At 57.2% G+C, this 22,871-nt stretch carries 33 protein-coding genes; 2 read left to right on the plus strand and 31 right to left on the minus strand.

Translation table 11 applies throughout. The features are described from left to right. Positions 1-7: 7 nt before the first annotated feature. The 3 genes from KZX66_RS09510 to KZX66_RS09520 all read right to left on the minus strand — a co-directional run bounded on the left by KZX66_RS09510 (position 8) and on the right by KZX66_RS09520 (position 2,993). Complete coding sequence (locus KZX66_RS09510) at positions 8-763, minus strand: alpha/beta fold hydrolase (protein ID WP_248078714.1); 756 nt, start codon at positions 761-763, stop codon at positions 8-10. Next, positions 753-1,862, minus strand: a complete 1,110-nt coding sequence (locus KZX66_RS09515; protein WP_248078716.1) for a DUF3182 family protein — start codon at positions 1,860-1,862, stop codon at positions 753-755. Before KZX66_RS09515 ends, KZX66_RS09510 begins: the two co-directional genes overlap by 11 nt. Positions 1,863-2,033: 171 nt before the next feature. Then, positions 2,034-2,993 (minus strand): GlxA family transcriptional regulator, encoded by a 960-nt coding sequence (locus KZX66_RS09520; protein ID WP_248078717.1) that lies wholly within the window; start codon positions 2,991-2,993, stop codon positions 2,034-2,036. 96 nt (positions 2,994-3,089) lie between these two features. On the opposite strand from KZX66_RS09520, the gene KZX66_RS09525 reads away from it, so the two are divergent. Then, positions 3,090-3,653 (plus strand): cysteine hydrolase family protein, encoded by a 564-nt coding sequence (locus KZX66_RS09525; protein WP_248078718.1) that lies wholly within the window; start codon positions 3,090-3,092, stop codon positions 3,651-3,653. A 21-nt stretch (positions 3,654-3,674) separates the two neighbouring features. On the opposite strand, the gene tam is transcribed toward KZX66_RS09525, so the two are convergent. From tam to KZX66_RS09540, 3 genes are all read right to left on the minus strand, one after another. Beyond that, positions 3,675-4,436, minus strand: a complete 762-nt coding sequence (tam, locus tag KZX66_RS09530) for a trans-aconitate 2-methyltransferase (protein ID WP_248078719.1) — start codon at positions 4,434-4,436, stop codon at positions 3,675-3,677. Between the two features lie 215 nt (positions 4,437-4,651). Next, a complete protein-coding gene (locus tag KZX66_RS09535; RefSeq protein ID WP_003232445.1) occupies positions 4,652-5,167 on the minus strand; it encodes a single-stranded DNA-binding protein in 516 nt (171 codons plus the stop codon). A gap of 9 nt (positions 5,168-5,176) precedes the next feature. Further along, positions 5,177-6,571 carry an MFS transporter gene (locus tag KZX66_RS09540; RefSeq protein WP_248078721.1) on the minus strand — a complete coding sequence of 465 codons (1,395 nt, stop codon included), beginning with the start codon at positions 6,569-6,571 and terminating at the stop codon, positions 5,177-5,179. 178 nt (positions 6,572-6,749) lie between these two features. Between KZX66_RS09540 and uvrA the strand changes: the two genes are divergently transcribed. Beyond that, positions 6,750-9,584 (plus strand): excinuclease ABC subunit UvrA, encoded by a 2,835-nt coding sequence (uvrA, locus tag KZX66_RS09545; RefSeq protein ID WP_248078723.1) that lies wholly within the window; start codon positions 6,750-6,752, stop codon positions 9,582-9,584. 65 nt (positions 9,585-9,649) lie between these two features. Here the strand turns inward: uvrA and bfr are convergent, their stop codons facing one another. The 25 genes from bfr to rpsS form a co-directional block, all read right to left on the minus strand. Continuing rightward, on the minus strand, positions 9,650-10,114 hold the full coding sequence (gene bfr / locus KZX66_RS09550) for a bacterioferritin (protein WP_248078726.1): 465 nt from the start codon (positions 10,112-10,114) through the stop codon (positions 9,650-9,652). Between the two features lie 155 nt (positions 10,115-10,269). After that, on the minus strand, positions 10,270-11,718 hold the full coding sequence (locus tag KZX66_RS09555; RefSeq protein ID WP_248078729.1) for a catalase: 1,449 nt from the start codon (positions 11,716-11,718) through the stop codon (positions 10,270-10,272). 237 nt (positions 11,719-11,955) lie between these two features. After that, positions 11,956-12,342, minus strand: coding sequence for a 50S ribosomal protein L17 (rplQ, locus tag KZX66_RS09560; protein ID WP_003176402.1), 387 nt, complete (start codon positions 12,340-12,342; stop codon positions 11,956-11,958). 41 nt (positions 12,343-12,383) lie between these two features. Then, the gene (rpoA, locus tag KZX66_RS09565; RefSeq protein ID WP_003176403.1) at positions 12,384-13,385 is read right to left on the minus strand and encodes a DNA-directed RNA polymerase subunit alpha; all 1,002 of its coding nucleotides are present in this window, start codon (positions 13,383-13,385) and stop codon (positions 12,384-12,386) included. Between the two features lie 22 nt (positions 13,386-13,407). Further along, positions 13,408-14,028 (minus strand): 30S ribosomal protein S4, encoded by a 621-nt coding sequence (gene rpsD / locus KZX66_RS09570; RefSeq protein ID WP_003176404.1) that lies wholly within the window; start codon positions 14,026-14,028, stop codon positions 13,408-13,410. Between the two features lie 18 nt (positions 14,029-14,046). After that, positions 14,047-14,436 carry a 30S ribosomal protein S11 gene (gene rpsK / locus KZX66_RS09575; protein ID WP_002555466.1) on the minus strand — a complete coding sequence of 130 codons (390 nt, stop codon included), beginning with the start codon at positions 14,434-14,436 and terminating at the stop codon, positions 14,047-14,049. Between the two features lie 30 nt (positions 14,437-14,466). Next, positions 14,467-14,823 (minus strand): 30S ribosomal protein S13, encoded by a 357-nt coding sequence (gene rpsM, locus KZX66_RS09580; RefSeq protein WP_003210063.1) that lies wholly within the window; start codon positions 14,821-14,823, stop codon positions 14,467-14,469. Between the two features lie 129 nt (positions 14,824-14,952). Then, positions 14,953-15,069: a 50S ribosomal protein L36 gene (rpmJ, locus tag KZX66_RS09585; RefSeq protein WP_002555468.1), complete on the minus strand. Its 117-nt coding sequence runs from the start codon at positions 15,067-15,069 to the stop codon at positions 14,953-14,955. Between the two features lie 28 nt (positions 15,070-15,097). Continuing rightward, positions 15,098-16,426 carry a preprotein translocase subunit SecY gene (secY, locus tag KZX66_RS09590; RefSeq protein ID WP_003194637.1) on the minus strand — a complete coding sequence of 443 codons (1,329 nt, stop codon included), beginning with the start codon at positions 16,424-16,426 and terminating at the stop codon, positions 15,098-15,100. Further along, the gene (rplO, locus tag KZX66_RS09595; RefSeq protein WP_003176407.1) at positions 16,427-16,864 is read right to left on the minus strand and encodes a 50S ribosomal protein L15; all 438 of its coding nucleotides are present in this window, start codon (positions 16,862-16,864) and stop codon (positions 16,427-16,429) included. A 3-nt stretch (positions 16,865-16,867) separates the two neighbouring features. Further along, positions 16,868-17,044 (minus strand): 50S ribosomal protein L30, encoded by a 177-nt coding sequence (gene rpmD / locus KZX66_RS09600; RefSeq protein WP_003176408.1) that lies wholly within the window; start codon positions 17,042-17,044, stop codon positions 16,868-16,870. Positions 17,045-17,046: 2 nt separating this feature from the next. Then, entirely contained in the window at positions 17,047-17,547 is a 501-nt protein-coding gene (rpsE, locus tag KZX66_RS09605) for a 30S ribosomal protein S5 (RefSeq protein WP_003186035.1), read from the minus strand. A 3-nt stretch (positions 17,548-17,550) separates the two neighbouring features. Continuing rightward, positions 17,551-17,901 carry a 50S ribosomal protein L18 gene (rplR, locus tag KZX66_RS09610; protein ID WP_017135964.1) on the minus strand — a complete coding sequence of 117 codons (351 nt, stop codon included), beginning with the start codon at positions 17,899-17,901 and terminating at the stop codon, positions 17,551-17,553. A 10-nt stretch (positions 17,902-17,911) separates the two neighbouring features. Continuing rightward, positions 17,912-18,445, minus strand: a complete 534-nt coding sequence (rplF, locus tag KZX66_RS09615; RefSeq protein ID WP_003176412.1) for a 50S ribosomal protein L6 — start codon at positions 18,443-18,445, stop codon at positions 17,912-17,914. Positions 18,446-18,457: 12 nt separating this feature from the next. Further along, positions 18,458-18,850 (minus strand): 30S ribosomal protein S8, encoded by a 393-nt coding sequence (gene rpsH, locus KZX66_RS09620; RefSeq protein WP_010566853.1) that lies wholly within the window; start codon positions 18,848-18,850, stop codon positions 18,458-18,460. Between the two features lie 208 nt (positions 18,851-19,058). Then, on the minus strand, positions 19,059-19,364 hold the full coding sequence (gene rpsN / locus KZX66_RS09625; RefSeq protein ID WP_003176414.1) for a 30S ribosomal protein S14: 306 nt from the start codon (positions 19,362-19,364) through the stop codon (positions 19,059-19,061). A 13-nt stretch (positions 19,365-19,377) separates the two neighbouring features. Further along, positions 19,378-19,917, minus strand: coding sequence for a 50S ribosomal protein L5 (rplE, locus tag KZX66_RS09630; protein WP_248078731.1), 540 nt, complete (start codon positions 19,915-19,917; stop codon positions 19,378-19,380). A gap of 20 nt (positions 19,918-19,937) precedes the next feature. Further along, positions 19,938-20,252: a 50S ribosomal protein L24 gene (rplX, locus tag KZX66_RS09635; protein ID WP_003176416.1), complete on the minus strand. Its 315-nt coding sequence runs from the start codon at positions 20,250-20,252 to the stop codon at positions 19,938-19,940. 11 nt (positions 20,253-20,263) lie between these two features. Continuing rightward, positions 20,264-20,632, minus strand: a complete 369-nt coding sequence (gene rplN, locus KZX66_RS09640) for a 50S ribosomal protein L14 (RefSeq protein WP_002555479.1) — start codon at positions 20,630-20,632, stop codon at positions 20,264-20,266. Positions 20,633-20,655: 23 nt separating this feature from the next. Further along, positions 20,656-20,922 carry a 30S ribosomal protein S17 gene (rpsQ, locus tag KZX66_RS09645; RefSeq protein ID WP_003176419.1) on the minus strand — a complete coding sequence of 89 codons (267 nt, stop codon included), beginning with the start codon at positions 20,920-20,922 and terminating at the stop codon, positions 20,656-20,658. Positions 20,923-20,924: 2 nt separating this feature from the next. Continuing rightward, positions 20,925-21,116, minus strand: a complete 192-nt coding sequence (gene rpmC, locus KZX66_RS09650; RefSeq protein ID WP_002555481.1) for a 50S ribosomal protein L29 — start codon at positions 21,114-21,116, stop codon at positions 20,925-20,927. After that, a complete protein-coding gene (gene rplP / locus KZX66_RS09655) occupies positions 21,116-21,529 on the minus strand; it encodes a 50S ribosomal protein L16 (protein WP_008145497.1) in 414 nt (137 codons plus the stop codon). The genes rpmC and rplP overlap by 1 nt, the downstream gene beginning before the upstream one ends. 12 nt (positions 21,530-21,541) lie before the next feature. Further along, positions 21,542-22,228: a 30S ribosomal protein S3 gene (gene rpsC, locus KZX66_RS09660; RefSeq protein ID WP_003176422.1), complete on the minus strand. Its 687-nt coding sequence runs from the start codon at positions 22,226-22,228 to the stop codon at positions 21,542-21,544. Positions 22,229-22,241: 13 nt separating this feature from the next. After that, positions 22,242-22,574 (minus strand): 50S ribosomal protein L22, encoded by a 333-nt coding sequence (rplV, locus tag KZX66_RS09665; protein WP_003103908.1) that lies wholly within the window; start codon positions 22,572-22,574, stop codon positions 22,242-22,244. Positions 22,575-22,585: 11 nt separating this feature from the next. Continuing rightward, positions 22,586-22,861 carry a 30S ribosomal protein S19 gene (rpsS, locus tag KZX66_RS09670; RefSeq protein ID WP_003232420.1) on the minus strand — a complete coding sequence of 92 codons (276 nt, stop codon included), beginning with the start codon at positions 22,859-22,861 and terminating at the stop codon, positions 22,586-22,588. Positions 22,862-22,871: the final 10 nt, after the last annotated feature.

Consider the following 22,871-nt stretch of genomic DNA (forward strand, 5'->3'; position numbering starts at 1 on the left):
TGACGAATTATCGGGACTGGATGATGCTCAAGCGCTCACCCACCACCATCTCGGTAATCCAGTCGACCAAAATGGACGTGTAGGCCTGTTGAGACACTGGGTCGCTCAACGAATGGTCCGCGCCATCGATGATGCGGTGGGTCAGGGAATGGGTCTGCTGGCACGCCGCGCGGTAGCTCATGATGGTGGCGTGGGGCACGTGGTCGTCGGTTTCCGATTCGACGATCAGCACATCCCCGGTGAATGCCGAGCACGCATGCAGTGCACGATTGGTGTCGGCCTGCACCAGCGTACTGCGGTAATCCATCAAGTCCATCTTGTCCAGATCACGCTTGGGCTTGGTCCACTCCTGGTCGCGGTACAGCGCCGGCACCCGCAGCGCCAGCCAGCGCACAGGGCGCAGCGAGGTGAGAATCGCCGCCAGGTAACCGCCATAACTGGTGCCCACCACCGCCACAGCCGAGGTGTCGATGGCCGGGTGGGAAAGCAGCCGGTCGTAGGCCGCCAATAGATCTCGCAGGTTATCTTCGCGCGTCACGCGGTTGAGCGGGATACCGGCGCCGGCGTGGCCGCGCAGGTCGAAGGTCAGACATACACACCCGAGCCCGGCAATGCCTTTGGCCCGCTCGAGGTCGCGCTCCTGGCTACCGCCCCATCCGTGCACGAACAACACCCCCGGCACTTTGGATTTTGGGCTGAGGAACGTGCCGCTCATTTGTTCGTCGTCGATATCGATCGCAATGCTTTCGCTTCTAGCCGTCATAAGCTTTAACCGTCACGTATTTCAAAAGAAAGTCGCTGTTCTCGGCCGGGCCGCAGTACACCTCGATCGCATCCGCCGGCAGGGCCTGGTCCTCGTAGGTTTCCACTGAGGACACGCGGATGGCCTTGAGGCCTGGATCCTGGATAAAGCTTTGCAGCGCCGCGACTTCCGCGCTGCTGGCCCCACCCATGCGCCAGGACTGCTCAAGCACGCCACTGCGCTGCCGGCCCTTGCTGTCGCGGCCCTGGGCGATGTCGTAATTGCGCCGCGACGCATAGAAGCCGGGGTAGGCCTCATCGGCGGCGGCGTCAAATACCTGCGCCTGTTCGACGGCCAGGCGCACGTCGTCGGGCAGGTCCAGCCTGAGCAAGGCCTCGTAATAGCCTGGCACTACCAGCAGGTTCGAGCCGCCATAGACCTCTTCGCCCTGCCCGTCCCGCGTCAGATATTGCTCGCCGCAGTAGCTGAACACGTGATCGCCGATAACACTCTGGCCCACACTGTGGGTGACCACATCCTTGAGGTCTTGTTCCAACACCACCCCCTCGCTGAAGCTTTTTGCGGCGTCGGGCCGCGCCAGAAGCGCATCGAATTCGTCGAGGCTGTGGATAACTTCTTGGCCACGTCCGGCGCAGGCGTGCACCGGTTTCACGCGCAGCGGACCGTCGTTGAGCAGGCGCGTAGCGGCAGGTAGTGCATCTTCCAGCGCGAATACGCTGAAGCCGTCCAATACGACGTCCCGCACACGCTCGCAGAATAATGCCGACCACCCCTCGGGTGCCGTGGCGTCCGGGCTTAACAGGCCGTGGCTGATGGCTTTAGTGCAAATAAAATCGTAGTCAACATAGCCGCCCCATAGATCTTCCGGGCCTTTGACATTGAGCGCCCGTGCTTGCGCCGGACCTACCAGGGTTTGGGTCGGCAACAGATAAAGCTCACGGTTGGCGTGTTTGTGCGGGTCGTAGCTGCCGTCGAATGTGAGTCCGAGGATTTGCGCCAGCCAACGGGCCAGCGCGCGGTTAGTATCCACTTCGTGCTGGGGCGCCCCCTCCCTTGTGGAGTGAGCAACTACCCATTTCTTGCGTTGAATCGGGGTCATGCGTCCCCCTTGGCCATCCCGCCATGTGTGTAACGGAAATGTTGCAGGGATCAGGCCAAGGCGCGTTGGCGCAGGATGCTTTTGAAATCAATCAGTTGCTGCAGGGCCGATGGCAGTTGGCCTGTTTTATTCTGCACGACGCTGCCGCGCAGGCGCGGTGTTCTGCACGATTCACACCCCAAATCGGCTGCGGTAATCACTCGGTGCCAGGCCGGTGATTTTCTTGAACGTGGCGCGAAAAGCGCTGGGGTCCTGATAGCCCACGGTCCAGGCGATATGGTCAATGGTGCCGTTGGTGAATTCGAGCATCTGCCGCGCCTTGCCGACGCGCAGGTGCTGGCAGTATTCGGTGGGTTTCAAACCGGTGGCGCTGCGAAACCGCCGCAGGAAAGTGCGCTCTTCCAGCCCCGCCTCTTGCGCCATGGCGGCGATGGACACATCCACCGCGCCGCTGGCCTGCAACCCATGTTGAACCTTGAGGATAGCCGCGTCGCCATGGCTGAGAATCGGCGCGAAGTTACTGCCGCACAGGCTGGCGCTGTCGCTGTGCTCGATCACCAGAAACCGTGCGGTGTCGGCGGCAATGCTGGGCCCCATCAAGCGGTCGACCAGGCGCAGGCCCAGTTCAGACCAGGCCATCAGCCCGGCGGTGGTGATCAAGTCGCCGTCATCGACGATGGGTTTATCGGCTTCCAGGCGCACGGCCGGGTAGCTGGCGGCGAAGGACTCGGCAGAGGACCAATGGGTGGTGGCGCTACGCCCGTCCAGCAGGCCGCTGCGCGCGAGCATGATCGAGCCGATGCACACGCCGCCGAGCACAGTACCCGCGGCATGCTGTCGGCGAAGCCAGTCGAGCAACGCGGGCGGCGCCTGTTCTTCGGTGAACTCGCCAATCGACGGCGGCACCAGCACCGCCATCATCGGCTGGTCGGGGCCGGGGTGGCTGTCGAACGTCCTGGTGGGGCTGCCCCCGTCATCGACGTGCCAATGGCTGATACGTAGCAGCGGCAATTGCGCAGACTGGTGCTCGGCGGCGATCCGGTTCGCCACCCCAAACAGGTCCGTCAAGCCATGCACGGCGGCCAACTGCGCACCTTTGTAGATCAACACGCCCAGCTCAACCACAGCCATTGTCAGTTTTCCCCCTGTTATTGTCGGTGCAGCCAATGCCCGGCGCCGGCGCCAGCTAAGATACTGGGCCCATCAACCCATCACGAGGCAACACCCATGGCCAAGCAAGCGCTCATCCTAATCGATATCCAGAACGACTACTTCCCCCAAGGCAAGTGGCCGCTTGACGGCGTGGAGGCCGCGGCAGACAAGGCGGCCCAGGTGCTCAAAGCGTTTCGTACTGCGGGGGATGCGGTGATTCACGTGCGGCATGAGTTCACGTCCGAAGACGCGCCCTTCTTCACGCCCGCCTCGCAGGGCGCGCATTTGCACCGCAAAGTGCTGAACGAAGGCAACGAACCGGTGGTGCTTAAACACTTTGTGAACGCGTTTCGCGAAACGAACCTGCGTGCCCTGCTGGAGCAGCGCAGCATCACCGAACTGGTGGTGGTCGGCAGCATGAGCCATATGTGCATCGACGCGGTGGTACGCGCGGCGGCAGACCTGGGTTACACGGTCACGGTGATCCATGACGCCTGCGCCACCCGCGACTTGGAGTTCAATGGGCAGGTGATTCCGGCAGCGCAGGTGCATGCCGCGTACATGGCATCGCTGGCGTTCGGCTATGCGGGCGTGATGTCGGCGGATGAGTATGTGCAGGCGCAAACAGCGGCGGCATGACCGCTGCGGAGCCACATGCGGTCATCGGGTCGCGATGATGAACAGGCGCGGAAAGGGCAGCAATACTGTGCCATCGGCCAGCGCAGGATAGGCCTGGACGATGCGCGCCTGGTACTCCTGCAGGAACGCGGCTTTTTCGCCCTCGGTCAAGGGTGCCAGAAAGGGCCGCAGCGCCGACGCTTTGAACCACTCCACCACCGCTGCGTGATCCGCCAGCGGATGCAGGTAGATGGTGCGCCACACATCGACGGTGCTGCAGTGCAGGCTCAGCAGTTCGTAGTAAAAACTGGCCGCGTGGCGCTCATTGTGTTTGACCGCACCGATCTTTGCAGCCCAGGGCCCATCAGCCGCGACGTCGCGCGCCAGACGGTGCGCAGGCTCGTCGAGATTGTCCGGGGTTTGCACCGCCAGCGTACCGCCGGGCGTCAGTTGCCTGACCAACTGTGGATACAGCGTCGCGTGGTGCGGCAGCCATTGCAGGGAGGCGTTGGCGAGGATCACGTCGAACGCGTGCGCAGGGTGCCAGGCGCCGATATCCGCCAGTTCGAAATTGAGCTGCGGCAGGCGTCTGCGGGCGTCGACCAGCATATCGTCGGAACTGTCCAGGCCGGTGACATGCGCCAGAGGGAAGCGCGCGGCCAGCACTTCAGTGGAATTGCCCGGCCCGCACCCGAGGTCGACGGCGGTGCGCACGTCAGTGGTCGCAATAGCCGCCACCAAATCACGGACGGGACGAGTGCGCTGTTGTTCGAACAGCGTGTACTGCTTGGCAGACCAGGTCATCGCGGCGCTCCTTGTTTGTCAGGGGGGTTACAGACTAAATCAGTGGCACCGAGAAGAACAAACCCTGGGGGAGCGAGCATCAGGAGGCTCACACGATGTTTATCCAGGAGGGTGCGGGTTAATCGCCGGGAGTACAAAACCGCAAACAAAAAGCCCCGAGAGCGGGACTCTCGGGGCTTTGGGGAGTAACTTTTCAGGCGGGCCTGAGCGATAACCTAGAATGGGATATCGTCATCAAAACTGTCGAAATCCGGAGCCGGTTGCGGCGCGGCCTGCTGTGGCGCTGGACGCGACTCACGCTGGGGCTGCTGGCTTGGCTGCGGACGCGACTGCTGTGGACGTGGCGCCGAGTTGGACATGCCGCCCTGGCCCTGTTGGTCGCCCTGTGGACGGCCGCCCAGCAGTTGCATGGTGCCTTGCATGTCGACCACGATTTCGGTGGTGTAACGCTTGATGCCGTCTTTTTCCCACTCGCGGGTTTGCAGTTTGCCTTCGATGTACACCTGCGAACCTTTGCGCAGGTATTCACCCGCGATTTCTGCCACCTTGCCGAACATCGACACACGGTGCCATTCGGTCTTCTCGACCTTCTGACCGGTCTGCTTGTCGGTCCACTGTTCGCTGGTCGCCAGACTCAGGTTGGTCACGGCGTTACCGTTAGGCAAGTAGCGAACTTCGGGATCCTGGCCGCATGTACCGACCAATATGACTTTGTTAACCCCACGGGCCATAACGTTCTCCTAGGCTGGGCGCGCTGTCGGCACTGGGTTAACCAGTTGCTCGAGCGTCGCGCGATCCAATAATTCGGTGTCCAATTTGATGTAAATGGCCGCTTCTTCATCGACCACGACTGCATCCGTTACCCCTACGACGGCCTTCAGGCGCTCTACCAGACCCGCTTCGCGGATCGCCTCGGGCGACAGCGGCAAACGCAGACTGGTGACATAGGGAGGTTCGCGCATGGTAACAGCAAAGGCCAGCCAAAGTGCAGCCAGCCCGGCGCATCCAAGGAACACAACCGACAAACCGCCATGCTGGAACATCCAGCCGCCCATGATGCCACCCAGCGCGGAACCCAGGAACTGGCTGGTGGAATACACCCCCATCGCCGTGCCCTTGCCACCTGCCGGTGAAACTTTACTGATCAGCGACGGCAGCGAAGCCTCCAGCAAATTGAACGCGGTGAAGAACACCACCGTGCCGATCACCAGCGCCCGCAGGCTGTCGCCGAACTGCCAGAAGAATAGTTCAGTGAGCATTAAAGTCGCGACGGCGCCGAGCAAAACTCGTTTCATTTTGCGTTTCTTCTCGCCGTAGATGATGAACGGGATCATGGCGAAGAACGAAATCAACAGTGCCGTGAGGTACACCCACCAGTGCTGTTCCTTGGGCAGGCCGGCTTTTTCCACCAGTGCCAGGGGCAGCGCGACGAAGCTGCACATCAGCATGGCGTGTAATACGAAGATACCTAAATCGAGGCGCAGCAGGTCCGGGTGCTTGAGCGTCGGCAATAACGCTTTGCGCGCAACGCCGGATTCACGATGCTGCAGCGTGCCGGTGGAGCGCGGCACCATAAAGGCCACGATCACGATACCGAACAGCGCCATGCCGCCCGTGGCCAGGAACAACCCGTGCAAACCGAACGCGCGCGTCAGCAACGGGCCCACCACCATGGCCACCGCAAACGACAGGCCGATGGTCATGCCGATCATGGCCATGGCTTTGGTACGGTGTTGTTCGCGGGTCAGGTCGGAGAGCAGCGCCATGACGGCTGCGGATATCGCGCCGGCGCCTTGCAGGATACGGCCGGCGATCACGCCCCAGATCGAATCGGACTGCGCGGCGAGCACGCTGCCCAGGGCGAAGACGATCAGCCCCAGGTAGATCACCGGGCGACGACCGATACGGTCGGAGATGATCCCGAATGGAATCTGAAAAATCGCCTGGGTCAGCCCATAGGCGCCAATCGCCAGACCGATCAACGCCGGGGTCGCGCCGGCGAGGTCCATGCCATAGGTCGCCAGCACCGGCAACACCATAAACATGCCCAGCATACGGAAGGCGAACACCAGGGCCAGACCGCTTGCTGCTCGGGTCTCGCCGCTACTCATGCGTTCGCTGTGGGGATCGTGCATGGAAAAACCTCGTGTGAACCGGCGGCGATTCTACCAGTCCCATCGATTGAGAGGGTATATGCGGCGCTTTGCCGCGCAGCTTTCATGTAAGGCTGCACCCGGCAATTTGACAGTGTATATTCATCCAGTCTTCCGTCGTATACTCCCGCATTATTTACGCCCGCCGTGCGAGGCCATCTTGGACAAGATCCTGATTCGTGGGGCTAGAACCCACAACCTGAAGAACATCGACCTGACCCTGCCCCGGGACAAGCTGATCGTCATCACCGGCTTGTCCGGCTCCGGCAAATCATCCCTGGCGTTCGACACGCTGTATGCCGAGGGTCAACGTCGCTACGTGGAATCGCTGTCGGCCTACGCCCGCCAGTTCCTGTCGATGATGGAAAAACCCGACGTCGACACCATCGAAGGCCTGTCGCCGGCGATTTCCATCGAACAGAAGTCGACCTCCCATAACCCACGCTCCACCGTGGGTACCATCACCGAGATCTACGACTACCTGCGCCTGTTGTACGCGCGGGTAGGCATCCCGCGCTGCCCGGACCACGACATTCCCCTGGAAGCCCAGACCGTCAGCCAGATGGTCGACCTGGTGCTGGCCCAACCGGAAGGCGCCAAACTGATGCTGCTGGCGCCGGTGATTCGCGAGCGCAAGGGCGAACACCTCTCGGTATTCGAAGAGCTGCGCGCCCAGGGTTTTGTTCGTGCACGCATCAACGGCAAGCTGTATGAACTGGACGAGGCGCCGAAGCTCGACAAACAGAAGAAGCATTCCATTGATGTGGTAGTCGACCGCTTTAAAGTGCGCGCCGATCTGCAGCAGCGTCTGGCCGAATCGTTTGAGACTGCGCTGAAGCTGGCAGACGGCATTGCCCTGGTGGCGCCGATGGATGACGAGCCGGGCGAAGAGATCATCTTCTCTGCGCGCTTTGCCTGCCCGATCTGCGGCCATGCCATCAGCGAGCTGGAACCCAAGCTGTTTTCCTTCAACAACCCGGCTGGCGCATGCCCGACGTGCGACGGTTTGGGCGTGAAGCAGTTCTTCGACATCAAGCGCCTGGTCAACGGCGAGCTAACACTGGCGGAGGGCGCCATACGTGGCTGGGACAGGCGTAACGTCTACTACTTCCAGATGCTGGGGTCGTTGGCGTCCCACTATAAGTTCAGCCTCGAAGTGCCGTTCAACCAGCTCCCGGCGGACCAGCAGAAAGTGATCCTCCATGGCAGTGGCTCGCAGAACGTCGACTTCAAGTATTTGAACGACCGCGGCGATATCGTTAAACGCTCGCACCCGTTCGAGGGCATCGTGCCGAACCTGGAGCGTCGCTACCGCGAAACCGAATCGGCCAGCGTGCGCGAAGAGCTGGCGAAATTCCTCAGCACCCAACCGTGTCCGGATTGCCGTGGCACTCGCCTGCGTCGCGAGGCACGGCACGTGTGGGTTGGCGAAAAAACCTTGCCCGCCGTCACCAACCTGCCGATCGGCGATGCCTGTGAGTACTTCGGCGTGCTGAAGCTGACCGGACGCCGCGGCGAAATTGCCGACAAGATCCTCAAGGAAATTCGTGAGCGTTTGCAGTTCCTGGTTAACGTCGGCCTGGATTACTTGTCCCTGGATCGCAGCGCCGACACCCTGTCCGGCGGCGAAGCGCAGCGCATTCGTCTGGCCAGCCAGATCGGTGCCGGCCTGGTAGGCGTGCTTTACATCCTCGATGAGCCGTCGATCGGTTTGCACCAACGCGATAACGACCGCCTGTTGGGGACGCTCAAACATCTGCGGGATATCGGCAACACCGTGATCGTGGTCGAGCACGACGAAGACGCGATTCGCCTGGCGGATTATGTGGTGGACATCGGCCCTGGCGCCGGGGTGCATGGTGGTCATATCGTTGCCGAAGGCACACCCGCCGAAGTCATGGCTCATCCGGACTCGTTAACCGGCAAGTACCTGTCTGGCCGCGTAAAAATTGAAGTGCCGGCCAAACGTACGCCGCGCAATAAGAAGATGGCGCTGCACCTCAAGGGCGCACGCGGGAATAACCTGCGTAATGTCGATCTTGAGATTCCGCTGGGCCTGCTGACCTGCGTAACCGGGGTCTCGGGCTCTGGCAAGTCGACCCTGATCAACAACACGCTGTTCCCCTTGAGCGCCACCGCCCTGAACGGTGCCACCACTCTGGAAGCCGCTGCCCATGACAGCATCAAGGGCCTGGAGCACCTGGACAAGGTGGTCGATATCGACCAGAGCCCGATTGGGCGGACACCGCGTTCAAACCCGGCGACGTATACCGGGCTATTTACGCCGATTCGGGAATTGTTCGCCGGCGTGCCCGAGTCACGTTCACGCGGCTACGGTCCTGGACGTTTTTCGTTCAACGTCAAGGGTGGCCGCTGCGAGGCCTGCCAGGGCGATGGCCTGATCAAGGTGGAGATGCACTTCCTGCCGGACATCTACGTGCCGTGCGATGTGTGCAAGAGCAAGCGTTATAACCGCGAAACCCTGGAGATCAAGTACAAGGGCAAAAATATCCACGAAACCCTGGAGATGACCATCGAGGAAGCTCGGGTGTTTTTCGATGCGGTTCCGGCGTTGGCGCGCAAGCTGCAGACCCTGATGGATGTGGGCCTGTCGTATATCAAGCTGGGGCAATCGGCGACCACGCTGTCCGGTGGTGAGGCGCAGCGGGTCAAGCTGTCTCGTGAGCTGTCCAAGCGCGATACCGGCAAAACCTTGTACATCCTCGATGAGCCCACCACGGGTTTGCACTTCGCCGATATCCAGCAATTGCTGGACGTTCTGCACCGATTGCGCGATCACGGCAACACAGTGGTGGTGATCGAGCACAACCTTGATGTAATCAAGACGGCCGATTGGTTGGTGGATTTGGGACCGGAGGGCGGCTCCAAAGGTGGCCAGATCATCGCAGTGGGCACACCGGAGCAGGTCTCCGAGATGCCGCAGTCGCACACCGGTTATTACTTGAAACCGCTGTTGGCGCGCGACCGGGCCTGATTTATCGGGCCCAACAAAAAGCCCCTGTCACTTTGCGGTGACAGGGGCTTTCTTGTACGCGGAAATCAGAACTGCGATTGCAGGTAGTTTTCCAGACCAATCAGCTTGATCAGACCCAACTGCTTTTCCAGCCAGTAGGTGTGATCTTCTTCGGTGTCATTCAACTGCACACGCAGAATTTCGCGGGTGACATAGTCGTTGTGCTGTTCGCAGAGCTCGATGCCTTTGCACAGCGCGGCACGCACCTTGTATTCAAGGCGAAGATCGGCTGCGAGCATGTCAGGCACACTGGTGCCCACATCCAGATCGTCGGGACGCATACGTGGCGTGCCTTCGAGCATCAGGATACGGCGCATCAATGCGTCGGCGTGCTGTGCCTCTTCTTCCATTTCGTGATTGATACGTTCGTAGAGCTCGGTAAAGCCCCAATCCTCGTACATGCGCGAGTGGATGAAATATTGGTCACGAGCTGCCAGTTCGCCCGTCAGCAACGTGTTGAGGTAATCGATTACGTCGGGGTGACCTTGCATCGCCCTACATCTCCCTACTTGAAAGTCTGTAGTTTGAACCATGCTGACTCGGAGGTCACGGGACTAACGGCAGAAAAGTGAAGATTTCCGGAGAAAAGTAGCCGAAATAACGCAAAAACCGCCCAAATGAGGGCGGTTCTGCTTATCGTTTAGACTCAGTTAAGCGATACACCCAGCGCCTTTGCGATTGCTTCTCCGTACGCAGGGTCCGCCTTGTGGAAGTGCGCCAGTTGACGCTGAACCACGTCACTGGATACCCCGGCCATTGCACCGGCGATGTTGTCGGTGAGCAGTGCTTTCTGCTCATCGTTCATCAAACGGAACAAGGCACCTGCATGGCTGTAGTAGTCAGTGTCTTCGCGGTGATCATAACGATCCGCGGTACCGCTCAGAGCCAACGCCGGCTCGGCGTATTGCGGCGCCTGCTTAGGTGCATCAGCGTAACTGTTTGGCTCGTAGTTAGGCGCTGCCCCCCCATTGCTGCCAAAAGCCATGGAGCCGTCGCGCTGGTAGCTATTTACCGGGCTGCGTGGGGCGTTCACCGGCAGTTGCTGGTGGTTGGTTCCGACACGGTAACGGTGCGCATCGGCATACGCGAAAACGCGCCCTTGCAGCATGCGGTCTGGCGACAGGCCAACACCAGGAACCATATTGCTCGGACCAAATGCAGCCTGCTCGACTTCAGCGAAGTAGTTTTGCGGGTTGCGATTGAGTTCCAACTCACCGACTTCGATCAGCGGGAACTCTTTCTGCGACCAGGTTTTGGTCACATCAAAGGGATTCTCATAGTGAGCGTTGGCCTGGGCCTCGGTCATGATCTGGATGCACACGCGCCATTTCGGGAAATCACCACGCTCAATTGCGCCGAACAGATCGCGCTGTGCGTAATCAGGATCGGTGCCCGCCAACCGTGCGGCATCGGCAGGCGCCAGGTTCTTGATGCCCTGCTTGGTCTTGTAGTGCCACTTCACCCAGTGACGCTCGCCCTTGGCGTTGATCAGGCTGTAAGTGTGGCTACCGAAGCCGTGCATATGGCGGTATCCGTCCGGAATGCCACGATCCGAAAACAGGATAGTGACTTGGTGCAGCGCCTCCGGGGAGTGCGACCAGAAGTCCCACATCATCTGCGCACTTTTCAGGTTACTTTGCGGCAGACGCTTTTGGGTGTGGATAAAGTCTGGAAACTTCAGCGGATCGCGGATGAAGAACACCGGCGTATTGTTACCCACGATGTCCCAGTTACCCTCTTCGGTATAGAACTTCAAGGCGAACCCACGTGGGTCACGTTCGGTATCCGCCGAGCCACGCTCACCGCCCACTGTGGAGAAGCGAAGGAATGTTGGAGTTTGCTTACCCACAGATTCGAACAACTTGGCGCAGGTGTACCGAGTGATGTCCTGAGTAACGGTAAATGTACCGTAAGCCCCCGAACCTTTGGCGTGCACACGACGCTCAGGGATGTTTTCACGGTTGAAGTGAGCGAGCTTCTCGATCAGGTGAAAATCGTCGAGCAGCAGCGGACCGCGCGGGCCGGCGGAACGGGAATTCTGGTTATCCGCAACGGGTGCACCGCTGGCGGTGGTAAGGACTTTATTCTGGCTCATGCTCAATTTTCCTCAGGTCGGGCTCGGAACGGCCGGCTAATCGGCTTGGAGGGAGTATTAACCATCAACATGACACGTACAAATTCATTAAATTGTACGTATCGATAGAAAATAACTACCAATAAACCAACAGCCATAGTGCAGAGCATTACCCGCGGAGACTTGTACGAATCGCGCTTTTATTACGCGCACAAAAAACCGGGCACTAGGCCCGGTTCTTCGTTATAGCTTGTCGTCTTACTCGGCGCTTACAGCTTCGCCGGCAGTAGCACGATCAACCAACTCAACGTACGCCATAGGCGCGTTGTCACCAGCGCGGAAACCGCACTTGAGGATGCGCAGGTAGCCACCCTCACGGGTAGCGTAACGCTTGCCCAGGTCGTTGAAGAGCTTACCAACGATAGCTTTCGAACGAGTACGGTCGAAGGCCAGACGGCGGTTAGCCAGGCTGTCTGTCTTAGCCAAAGTGATCAGCGGCTCAGCAACGCGACGCAGTTCTTTAGCTTTCGGCAGTGTAGTTTTGATCAGCTCGTGCTCGAACAGCGACACCGCCATGTTTTGAAACATGGCCTTGCGGTGCGAGCTGGTACGGCTCAGGTGACGACCACTTTTACGATGACGCATGGTTCATTCCTTACCAAACTCACGTTCGGTGATTACGACGATCAGGCAGTCGCCTTGTCGTCCTTCTTAAGACTTGCAGGCGGCCAGTTGTCGAGGCGCATGCCGAGGGACAGACCGCGGGAGGCCAGAACGTCCTTGATTTCAGTCAAGGATTTCTTGCCCAGGTTCGGAGTCTTCAACAGTTCTACTTCGGTACGCTGAATCAGGTCGCCGATGTAGTAAATGTTTTCCGCCTTAAGGCAGTTAGCCGAACGTACAGTCAGTTCCAGATCGTCAACCGGGCGAAGCAGGATCGGATCGATCTCGTCTTCCTGCTCGATTACCACTGGTTCGCTGTCACCTTTGAGGTCGACGAATGCAGCCAACTGCTGTTGCAGGATGGTTGCAGCACGACGAATAGCCTCTTCAGGATCCAGAGTACCGTTGGTTTCCAGATCAATAACCAGCTTGTCCAGGTTAGTACGCTGCTCGACACGGGCGTTTTCCACCACGTATGCGATACGGCGAACCGGGCTGAACGAAGAGTCAAGCTGCAAGCGACCAATGCTGCGACTTTCGTCTTCATCGCTCTGACGCGAGTCGGCCGGTTCATAACCACGACCACGAGCTACAGTGAGCTTCATGTTCAGGGCGCCGTTAGACGCCAGGTTAGCGATTACGTGATCGGGGTTAACGATCTCGACATCATGATCCAGCTGAATATCGGCAGCGGTAACCACCCCCGAACCCTTCTTCGACAAGGTCAGCGTAACTTCGTCACGGCCGTGCAGCTTGATAGCCAGACCTTTAAGGTTCAACAGGATTTCAATTACGTCTTCCTGTACACCTTCGATGGCGCTGTACTCGTGGAGCACACCGTCAATCTCGGCCTCGACTACTGCACAGCCGGGCATTGAGGACAACAGGATGCGGCGCAGCGCGTTGCCCAGGGTGTGGCCAAAACCACGCTCGAGAGGCTCGAGAGTGATCTTGGCGCGGGTTGGACTGACAACCTGCACATCAATGTGGCGGGGTGTCAGGAACTCATTTACCGAAATCTGCATGGATGCACCTATTTTCTAGCCCTTACTTGGAGTAGAGCTCGACAATCAGGCTTTCGTTGATGTCGGCGGACAGATCACTGCGAGCTGGAACGTTCTTGAAAACGCCCGACTTCTTCTCAGTGTCTACTTCTACCCATTCTACGCGGCCACGTTGGGCACACAGATCGAGAGCTTGGACAATGCGAAGTTGGTTTTTTGCTTTCTCGCGAACTGCGACCACGTCACCAGCACGAACCTGGTAAGACGGAACGTTTACGGTCTGACCGTTAACGCTGATCGACTTGTGCGATACCAGCTGACGGGATTCGGCACGAGTAGAACCGAAACCCATACGGTATACAACGTTGTCCAGACGGCATTCGAGCAGTTGCAGCAGGTTTTCACCGGTTGCACCTTTCTTGCCAGCAGCTTCTTTGTAGTAGCCGCTGAACTGACGCTCGAGAACGCCGTAGATACGACGGACCTTCTGCTTTTCACGCAGTTGGGTGCCGTAATCGGACTGGCGACCGCGGCGTTGGCCGTGGATACCAGGTGCTGCTTCAATGTTGCACTTCGATTCGATCGCGCGCACGCCGCTCTTCAGGAAGAGATCGGTGCCTTCGCGACGAGCGAGTTTGCATTTTGGACCAATGTAACGAGCCATTCTTTACAATCTCCTGGATTACACGCGGCGCTTCTTCGGCGGACGGCACCCGTTGTGCGGGATTGGCGTCACGTCGGTGATGCTGGCGATCTTATAGCCACAGCCGTTCAAAGCACGGACAGCAGACTCACGACCTGGACCTGGACCTTTGACGTTAACGTCGAGGTTTTTCAGGCCGTATTCCAGCGCAGCTTGACCAGCACGTTCAGCAGCTACTTGAGCAGCAAACGGGGTGGACTTGCGGGAACCGCGGAAACCCGAACCACCGGAGGTAGCCCAAGACAGCGCGTTACCTTGACGGTCGGTGATGGTCACGATTGTGTTGTTAAAAGACGCATGGATGTGGGCGATGCCATCAACCACTGTCTTTTTAACTTTTTTACGAGGACGAGCAGCAGGTTTTGCCATGATAATTTTCCTGTCGATTCGCGTGGGCGATTACTTGCGGATCGGCTTACGCGGACCTTTACGGGTACGCGCGTTAGTCTTGGTACGCTGACCGCGTACTGGAAGACCACGACGATGACGCAGACCACGGTAGCAACCGAGGTCCATCAAACGCTTGATTTTCATGTTGATTTCGCGACGCAGGTCACCTTCAGTGGTGAACTTCGCCACTTCGCCACGCAACAGCTCAATCTGCTCGTCGCTCAGATCTTTGATCTTTGCGGCTGGGTTTACCCCAGTGTCTGCGCAAATTTTCTGCGCAGTAGTGCGACCAACACCATAGATGTAGGTCAGCGAGATAACAGTGTGCTTGTTATCTGGAATGTTAACGCCTGCAATACGGGCCATTCAGTGGGACTCCAATTGACAGCTACCTACGCCCCGGAAGCCAAGAAATAGGGCGCGAGATAATATCGCTGTAATAACAAATAATCAACCCGGCAGCGCACTAGCTGCCGGGCTTCAAGCGGATCACACTCAGCCTTGGCGCTGTTTGTGACGCGGTTCCGCGCTGCAAATTACTCGAACAACACCTTCGCGGCGAATAATCTTGCAGTTACGGCACAGCTTTTTCACCGATGCACGAACTTTCATCACCAACTCCTCGAACCTTATGGGGTACTCAGCGCAACATGCCGCTGCCGTAGCCCTTCAGGTTGGCTTTCTTCATCAGGGATTCGTACTGGTGCGAAACGAGGTGCGATTGTACTTGGGACATGAAGTCCATCACAACCACGACCACGATCAGCAACGAGGTCCCGCCAAGGTAGAACGGAACGTTTGCTGCAACCACCAGGAACTGGGGAAGCAAGCACACGGCCGTCATATATAGAGCACCGAACAGGGTCAAACGAGTCAGAACACCATCAATGTAGCGTGCAGACTGCTCACCTGGACGGATGCCCGGAATAAAGGCACCGGACTTCTTCAGGTTTTCCGCTACGTCTTTCGGATTGAACATCAACGCCGTATAGAAGAAGCAGAAGAAAATAATCCCTGCACTAAACAGCAGAATATTCAACGGCTGACCAGGAGCGATCGACTGAGAGAGGTCCTGCAGCCAGCCCATATTTTCAGACTGACCAAACCAGGTACCCAACGAAGCCGGAAACAGCAAAATGCTGCTCGCGAAAATTGCCGGAATAACACCGGCCATATTCACTTTCAGCGGCAAGTGGCTGGTCTGCGCAGCAAAAACCTTACGGCCCTGCTGACGCTTGGCGTAGTGAACAGCAATACGACGCTGGCCACGCTCAATGAACACCACAAAACCGATAATCGCTACTGCCAGCAAACCGATGGCAACCAAGGCGAAAATATTGATATCACCCTGACGCGCAGACTCGAAAGACTGCCCAATCGCTCTCGGAAGACCGGCGACGATACCTGCGAAAATCAACATCGAGATACCGTTGCCAACACCACGCTCAGTAATCTGCTCACCCAGCCACATCATGAACATCGCACCAGCCACAAACGTGGATACCGCGACGAAATGGAAGCCAAAGTCACCAGTGAACGCAACGCCCTGCCCCGCCAAGCCAACGGACATGCCGATAGCTTGAACCAAGGCGAGGACGACAGTGCCGTAGCGGGTGTACTGGCTAATCTTGCGACGACCAGCTTCACCTTCCTTCTTCAACTGCTCCAACTGCGGGCTGACGGCTGTCATCAGTTGCATGATGATCGATGCCGAAATGTACGGCATGATCCCCAGGGCAAAGATGCTCATCCGCTCCAGCGCACCGCCGGAAAACATGTTGAACAAGCTAAGAATGGTCCCCTCATTCTGTCGAAACAGGTCTGCGAGTCGGTCCGGGTTGATACCTGGAACCGGGATGTGTGCGCCTATTCGGTAGACGATAATCGCCAGGAACAGAAAACGCAGACGAGCCCAAAGTTCAGACATACCGCCTTTGCCGAGCGCTGAGAGAGCACCTTGCTTAGCCATTTATTCCTCGAACTTGCCGCCAGCTGCTTCGATAGCCGAACGCGCACCTTTGGTGGCGCCGATTCCCTTGCCGATAGTGACAGCGCGAGTCACTTCACCGGACAGCATGATTTTCACACGCTGTACGTTGACGTTAATCACGTTGGCATCTTTCAGGGTCTGCACAGTAACGATGTCGCCTTCCACTTTAGCCAGCTCGGACAGACGCACTTCCGCGCGGTCCATGGCTTTCAGGGATACGAAACCGAACTTAGGCAGGCGACGATGCAGCGGCTGTTGACCGCCTTCAAAGCCTGGAGCGATGGTGCCACCGGAACGGGAGGTTTGACCTTTGTGGCCACGGCCACCAGTCTTACCCAAACCGCTACCGATACCACGGCCCGGACGATGCTTTTCGCGACGGGAACCCGGCGCCGGACTCAGATCATTGAGTTTCATCGATTAACCCTCGACACGCAGCATGTAGTAAGCTTTGTTGATCATCCCGCGATTCTCGGGAGTATCCTGGACTTCTACAGTGTGACCGATGCGACGCAGACCCAAACCCTTAACGCACAATTTGTGGTTAGGGATGCGGCCGGTCATGCTTTTGATCAGCGTTACTTTAACGGTAGCCATGATCAGAAGATCTCCTTGACGCTTTTGCCACGCTTGGCGGCAATGGATTCAGGAGATTGCATAGCTTTCAAACCCTTGAAAGTGGCGTGAACCACGTTTACTGGGTTAGTCGAGCCATAGCACTTGGCCAGAACGTTCTGAACGCCAGCAACTTCGAGGACAGCACGCATAGCGCCGCCAGCGATGATACCGGTACCTTCAGAAGCAGGCTGCATGTACACCTTGGAAGCACCGTGAGCGGACTTCATTGCGTACTGCAGCGTGGTGCCGTTCAGATCAACTTGGATCATGTTGCGACGAGCAGCTTCCATTGCCTTCTGGATCGCAGCAGGCACTTCACGTGACTTGCCACGGCCGAAGCCAACACGCCCTTTACCATCACCCACCACGGTCAACGCGGTGAAAGTGAAAATACGGCCGCCTTTAACGGTTTTGGCTACGCGGTTAACTTGAACCAGCTTCTCAATGTAGCCTTCGTCGCGCTTTTGGTCGTTATTTGACATAACTTAGAACTCCAGCCCAGCTTCACGAGCAGCATCAGCCAGCGCTTTCACGCGACCGTGGTACTTGAAGCCAGAGCGGTCGAAAGCCACTTGCGAGACGCCCACGGCCTTAGCACGTGTAGCGACCAGCTGGCCAACCTTTGTGGCCGCGTCGATGTTGCCGGTGGCACCATCACGCAGTTCTTTATCCAAAGTCGAGGCGCTTGCCAGGACTTTGTTGCCGTCGGCCGAGATGACCTGGGCGTAGATGTGCTGCGACGAGCGGTACACGCAGAGACGCACGACTTCGAGTTCGTGCATTTTCAGGCGTGCTTTGCGAGCGCGACGCAGTCGAGTAACTTTTTTGTCGGTCATTTGCTATGCCCTACTTCTTCTTGGCTTCTTTACGACGGACGACTTCGTCCGCGTAGCGCACACCTTTGCCTTTGTACGGCTCTGGTGGACGGAAGTCGCGGATCTCAGCGGCCACCTGACCTACCAGCTGCTTATCAATACCCTTGATCAGGATATCGGTTTGGCTAGGGGTCTCAGCGGTGATGCCTTCCGGCAGTTCGTAATCCACTGGGTGCGAGAAGCCAAGGGCCAGGTTCAAAACCGTGCCTTTTGCTTGCGCTTTGTAACCAACACCGACCAGCTGGAGCTTACGCTCGAAGCCTTGGCTTACGCCTTGGACCATGTTGTTTACCAACGCACGCGTGGTACCGGCCATTGCGCGAGTTTGTTGATCGCCATTGCGAGCAGCGAAACGCAGCTCACCAGCTTCTTCAACGATCTCAACGGACGAATGGATGTTCAGTTCAAGAGTGCCCTTGGCACCCTTCACCGAAAGCTGTTGGCCTGCGAATTTTACTTCGACACCGGCTGGCAGCTTAACGGGGTTCTTAGCGACGCGAGACATGCTTATCCCCCCTTAGAACACAGTGCAAAGAACTTCGCCGCCGACACCGGCAGCGCGCGCAGCACGATCCGTCATCACACCTTTGTTGGTGGAGACGATAGACACGCCCAGACCGCCACGAACTTTCGGCAGATCTTCAGCGGACTTGTACTGACGCAGGCCTGGACGGCTAACGCGCTTCACTTCTTCAATGACCGAACGGCCTTCGAAGTACTTCAGCTCGATGGACAGCAGTGGCTTGGTTTCGCTGCTGATCTGATAACCCGCAATGTAGCCTTCGTCTTTCAGGACTTTGGCAACAGCTACCTTCAACTTGGAAGATGGCATGCTTACGACGGACTTTTCAGCCATCTGGGCATTACGGATACGAGTTAGCATGTCCGCTAACGGGTCCTGCATACTCATGGGCTAGACGCTCCTAATACAAAAAAATTAGCCTTGCGGCTACATATGTCGCCGAGAATCTCCGGGCATAAAAAACACGGGCTCAGGCGAGCCGCGTATTTTAGACATACTCCGGAAATGAAACAAGCCCCAAAAGGGGCTTGTTCCAGATTCAAGGTCACCGGCGGTCAGTATCTTGCGATTCTGCCCACCTGGACGCTGAAAGTACTTACCAGCTTGCTTTAACCAGACCTGGTACGTCACCACGCATTGCCGCTTCACGCAGTTTGTTACGGCCAAGGCCGAACTTGCGGTAAACGCCGTGTGGACGACCGGTCAGGCGGCAGCGGTTACGCATGCGCGAAGCGCTTGCGTCACGTGGCTGCTTCTGCAGAGCAACTGTCGCTTCCCAACGCGCTTCTGGACTTGCGTTCAGATCAACGATGATCGCTTTCAGTGCTGCACGCTTCTTGGCGTACTTGGCAACCGTGAGCTGACGCTTCAGCTCGCGGTTTTTCATGCTCATCTTGGCCATGGTCCTACTCCAATCAGTTGCGGAACGGGAATTTGAAAGCACGCAACAGGGCGCGACCTTCATCATCGTTCTTGGCAGTGGTGGTCAGGGTGATGTCCAGACCGCGGAGAGCATCGATCTTGTCGTAGTCGATTTCCGGGAAGATGATCTGCTCTTTCACGCCCATGCTGTAGTTACCACGACCATCGAAGGACTTGGCATTCAGGCCGCGGAAGTCGCGAACCCGAGGCAGGGAGATCGACAGCAGACGATCCAGGAATTCATACATACGCTCACGGCGCAGAGTCACTTTGACGCCGATAGGCCAACCTTCACGGACTTTAAAGCCAGCGATGGATTTCCGAGCGTAAGTCACAACGACTTTTTGACCGGTGATCTTTTCCAGGTCAGCAACAGCGTGCTCGATGACTTTTTTGTCACCGACCGCCTCGCCCAGACCCATGTTCAGGGTGATTTTGGTAATGCGTGGAACTTCCATCACGTTCGAAAGCTTAAGTTCTTCCTTAAGCTTCGGTGCGATTTCTTTCCAGTAAATCTCTTTTAGTCGTGCCATGGTCTTCTACCTAGCAGTGTTCAAGCATCAACCGCTTTTTGGGTCGACTTGAAGACACGAATTTTCTTGCCGTCTTCTACTTTGAAACCAACGCGGTCAGCCTTGTTGGTTTCGCCGTTGAAAATGGCGACGTTAGAAGCGTCCAGTGGAGCTTCTTTTTCGACGATACCGCCTTGTACGCCCGACATCGGGTTAGGCTTGGTATGACGCTTAACCAGGTTCAGACCACCGATAACCAGACGGTTATTAGCGAGAACCTTAAGCACCTTACCGCGCTTACCTTTGTCTTTGCCGGCGATCACGATGATCTCGTCGTCACGACGAATCTTTTGCATGTCGGATCTCCTTACAGCACTTCTGGGGCGAGCGAGACGATCTTCATGAACTTCTCAGTACGAAGTTCACGGGTCACTGGCCCAAAGATACGGGTGCCGATCGGCTCTTGCTTGTTGTTCAGAAGAACAGCAGCGTTGCCATCAAAGCGGATAATGGAGCCATCAGCACGACGTACGCCGTGACGAGTGCGGACTACAACAGCAGTCATCACTTGGCCTTTTTTCACTTTACCGCGAGGAATTGCTTCCTTCACGGTAACTTTGATGATGTCACCGATACCAGCGTAACGACGATGGGAGCCACCCAGCACCTTGATGCACATAACACGGCGAGCGCCGCTGTTATCGGCCACATCGAGCATGGATTGAGTCTGAATCATATAATTTCTCCGACCCCTAGTCCTTAGACTTCCACAGCGCGTTCGAGAACATCAACCAGTGCCCAAGACTTGGTCTTGGCCAGCGGACGAGTTTCACGAATAGTGACTTTGTCGCCGATATGGCACTGATTGGTTTCGTCGTGCGCGTGCAGCTTAGTCGAACGCTTAACATATTTACCGTAGATCGGGTGCTTAACGCGACGCTCGATCAAAACGGTGATGGTTTTGTCCATCTTGTCGCTGACAACACGGCCAGTCAGCGTACGGACAGTCTTTTCGGCTTCAGCCATGATCACTTACCTGCCTGCTGGTTGAGCACAGTTTTCACGCGAGCAATGTCACGCTTAACTTGCGAGAGCAGATGAGACTGCCCCAACTGGCCAGTTGCTTTCTGCATACGCAGATTGAACTGGTCGCGCAGCAGGCCGAGCAGTTGCTCGTTCAACTGCTGTGCGGATTTTTCACGAAGTTCATTCGCTTTCATCACATCACCGTCCGTTTAACAAAGGCGGTGGCGAGCGGCAGCTTTGCAGCAGCCAAGGCAAAAGCCTCACGCGCCAGCTCTTCAGTTACACCCTCGATTTCATACAGGACTTTGCCTGGCTGAATCTGGGCTACCCAGTATTCCACGCTACCCTTACCTTTACCCATCCGAACCTCAAGAGGCTTTTTGGAGATCGGCTTGTCCGGGAATACACGGATCCAGATCTTGCCGCCACGTTTAACGTGACGGGTCAGTGCACGACGCGCTGACTCAATCTGACGAGCGGTGAGACGACCACGAGCTACAGACTTCAGCGCGAACTCGCCGAAGCTGACTTTGCTACCGCGCTGAGCCAGACCACGGTTGTGGCCTGTCATCTGCTTGCGGAACTTCGTACGCTTAGGTTGCAACATTTGGCGTACCCCTTACTTAGCAGCTTTTTTACGAGGCGCTGGTGCTTGTGGTTTCAGTTCTTCTTGGCGACCACCAATTACTTCGCCCTTGAAGATCCAAACCTTTACACCGATCACACCGTAAGTGGTGTGAGCTTCGTAGTTGGCATAGTCGATGTCGGCACGCAGGGTGTGCAGTGGCACACGACCTTCGCGATACCATTCAGTACGTGCGATTTCAGCACCGCCGAGACGACCGCTCACTTGGATTTTGATGCCTTTGGCACCAATGCGCATGGCGTTCTGTACGGCGCGCTTCATAGCGCGACGGAACATTACGCGACGCTCCAGCTGCTGAGCTACGCTCTGCGCAACCAGCATACCGTCGAGCTCCGGCTTGCGGATCTCTTCGATATTGATGTGCACAGGCACACCCATTTGCTTGGTCAGGTCCTGACGCAGTTTCTCAACATCTTCACCTTTCTTCCCGATAACGATACCTGGACGAGCGGTGTGGATGGTGATACGTGCAGTTTGTGCCGGACGATGGATATCGATACGGCTTACGGACGCGCTTTTTAGTTTGTCTTGGAGATACTCACGCACCTTCAGATCAGCGAACAAATAGTCCGCATAAGTCCGACCGTCTGCGTACCAGACGGAGGTGTGCTCCTTGACGATTCCCAGGCGAATGCCAATGGGATGTACTTTCTGACCCATCTCTTCGACTCCGTTACTTGTCAGCAACCTTGACAGTGATATGGCAAGACCGCTTGACGATGCGATCAGCACGGCCTTTGGCACGTGGCATGATGCGCTTCAGCGAACGCCCTTCGTTGACGAAAACGGTGCTGACCTTCAGGTCATCAACGTCTGCGCCTTCGTTATGCTCGGCGTTGGCTACGGCCGACTCCAGCACTTTTTTCATGATCTCGGCGGCTTTCTTACTGCTGAAAGCCAACAAGTTGAGCGCTTCGCCCACCTTCTTCCCGCGAATCTGGTCGGCGACCAAGCGGGCTTTTTGGGCGGAGATTCGAGCGCCCGACAACTTAGCGGCTACTTCCATTTCCTAACCCCTTAACGCTTGGCTTTCTTGTCTGCCACGTGCCCACGATAAGTGCGGGTACCGGCAAACTCGCCCAGTTTGTGGCCAACCATGTCTTCGTTCACAAGAACTGGGACGTGCAGACGACCGTTGTGTACAGCGATGGTCAGACCGACCATTTGTGGCAGGATCATCGAACGACGCGACCAGGTTTTAACCGGCTTGCGATCATTCTTTTCCGCCGCCACTTCGATCTTCTTCAGTAGGTGAAGATCGATAAAAGGACCTTTTTTCAGAGAACGTGGCACTGTCGTATCC

Source organism: Pseudomonas sp. EYE_354, from assembly GCF_023148575.1.
Taxonomy (GTDB): Bacteria; Pseudomonadota; Gammaproteobacteria; order Pseudomonadales; family Pseudomonadaceae; genus Aquipseudomonas.

Excerpts from the sequence above, each read along its gene's own strand:
- KZX66_RS09510 (WP_248078714.1), bottom strand. The coding sequence starts at position 763 with ATGACGGCTAGAAGCGAAAGCATTGCGATCGATATCGACGACGAACAA.
- KZX66_RS09515 (WP_248078716.1), bottom strand. The coding sequence starts at position 1,862 with ATGACCCCGATTCAACGCAAGAAATGGGTAGTTGCTCACTCCACAAGG.
- KZX66_RS09520 (WP_248078717.1), bottom strand. The coding sequence starts at position 2,993 with ATGGCTGTGGTTGAGCTGGGCGTGTTGATCTACAAAGGTGCGCAGTTG.
- KZX66_RS09525 (WP_248078718.1), top strand. The coding sequence starts at position 3,090 with ATGGCCAAGCAAGCGCTCATCCTAATCGATATCCAGAACGACTACTTC.
- tam (WP_248078719.1), bottom strand. The coding sequence starts at position 4,436 with ATGACCTGGTCTGCCAAGCAGTACACGCTGTTCGAACAACAGCGCACT.
- KZX66_RS09535 (WP_003232445.1), bottom strand. The coding sequence starts at position 5,167 with ATGGCCCGTGGGGTTAACAAAGTCATATTGGTCGGTACATGCGGCCAG.
- KZX66_RS09540 (WP_248078721.1), bottom strand. The coding sequence starts at position 6,571 with ATGCACGATCCCCACAGCGAACGCATGAGTAGCGGCGAGACCCGAGCA.
- bfr (WP_248078726.1), bottom strand. The coding sequence starts at position 10,114 with ATGCAAGGTCACCCCGACGTAATCGATTACCTCAACACGTTGCTGACG.
- KZX66_RS09555 (WP_248078729.1), bottom strand. The coding sequence starts at position 11,718 with ATGAGCCAGAATAAAGTCCTTACCACCGCCAGCGGTGCACCCGTTGCG.
- rplQ (WP_003176402.1), bottom strand. The coding sequence starts at position 12,342 with ATGCGTCATCGTAAAAGTGGTCGTCACCTGAGCCGTACCAGCTCGCAC.
- rpoA (WP_003176403.1), bottom strand. The coding sequence starts at position 13,385 with ATGCAGATTTCGGTAAATGAGTTCCTGACACCCCGCCACATTGATGTG.
- rpsD (WP_003176404.1), bottom strand. The coding sequence starts at position 14,028 with ATGGCTCGTTACATTGGTCCAAAATGCAAACTCGCTCGTCGCGAAGGC.
- rpsK (WP_002555466.1), bottom strand. The coding sequence starts at position 14,436 with ATGGCAAAACCTGCTGCTCGTCCTCGTAAAAAAGTTAAAAAGACAGTG.
- rpsM (WP_003210063.1), bottom strand. The coding sequence starts at position 14,823 with ATGGCCCGTATTGCAGGCGTTAACATTCCAGATAACAAGCACACTGTT.
- rpmJ (WP_002555468.1), bottom strand. The coding sequence starts at position 15,069 with ATGAAAGTTCGTGCATCGGTGAAAAAGCTGTGCCGTAACTGCAAGATT.
- secY (WP_003194637.1), bottom strand. The coding sequence starts at position 16,426 with ATGGCTAAGCAAGGTGCTCTCTCAGCGCTCGGCAAAGGCGGTATGTCT.
- rplO (WP_003176407.1), bottom strand. The coding sequence starts at position 16,864 with ATGAAACTCAATGATCTGAGTCCGGCGCCGGGTTCCCGTCGCGAAAAG.
- rpmD (WP_003176408.1), bottom strand. The coding sequence starts at position 17,044 with ATGGCTACCGTTAAAGTAACGCTGATCAAAAGCATGACCGGCCGCATC.
- rpsE (WP_003186035.1), bottom strand. The coding sequence starts at position 17,547 with ATGTCAAATAACGACCAAAAGCGCGACGAAGGCTACATTGAGAAGCTG.
- rplR (WP_017135964.1), bottom strand. The coding sequence starts at position 17,901 with ATGACCGACAAAAAAGTTACTCGACTGCGTCGCGCTCGCAAAGCACGC.
- rplF (WP_003176412.1), bottom strand. The coding sequence starts at position 18,445 with ATGTCTCGCGTCGCTAAGAACCCCGTTAAGCTGCCAGCCGGTGTCGAA.
- rpsH (WP_010566853.1), bottom strand. The coding sequence starts at position 18,850 with ATGAGTATGCAGGACCCGTTAGCGGACATGCTAACTCGTATCCGTAAT.
- rpsN (WP_003176414.1), bottom strand. The coding sequence starts at position 19,364 with ATGGCCAAGATGAGCATGAAAAACCGCGAGCTGAAGCGTCAGCTCACG.
- rplE (WP_248078731.1), bottom strand. The coding sequence starts at position 19,917 with ATGGCACGACTAAAAGAGATTTACTGGAAAGAAATCGCACCGAAGCTT.
- rplX (WP_003176416.1), bottom strand. The coding sequence starts at position 20,252 with ATGCAAAAGATTCGTCGTGACGACGAGATCATCGTGATCGCCGGCAAA.
- rplN (WP_002555479.1), bottom strand. The coding sequence starts at position 20,632 with ATGATTCAGACTCAATCCATGCTCGATGTGGCCGATAACAGCGGCGCT.
- rpsQ (WP_003176419.1), bottom strand. The coding sequence starts at position 20,922 with ATGGCTGAAGCCGAAAAGACTGTCCGTACGCTGACTGGCCGTGTTGTC.
- rpmC (WP_002555481.1), bottom strand. The coding sequence starts at position 21,116 with ATGAAAGCGAATGAACTTCGTGAAAAATCCGCACAGCAGTTGAACGAG.
- rplP (WP_008145497.1), bottom strand. The coding sequence starts at position 21,529 with ATGTTGCAACCTAAGCGTACGAAGTTCCGCAAGCAGATGACAGGCCAC.
- rpsC (WP_003176422.1), bottom strand. The coding sequence starts at position 22,228 with ATGGGTCAGAAAGTACATCCCATTGGCATTCGCCTGGGAATCGTCAAG.
- rplV (WP_003103908.1), bottom strand. The coding sequence starts at position 22,574 with ATGGAAGTAGCCGCTAAGTTGTCGGGCGCTCGAATCTCCGCCCAAAAA.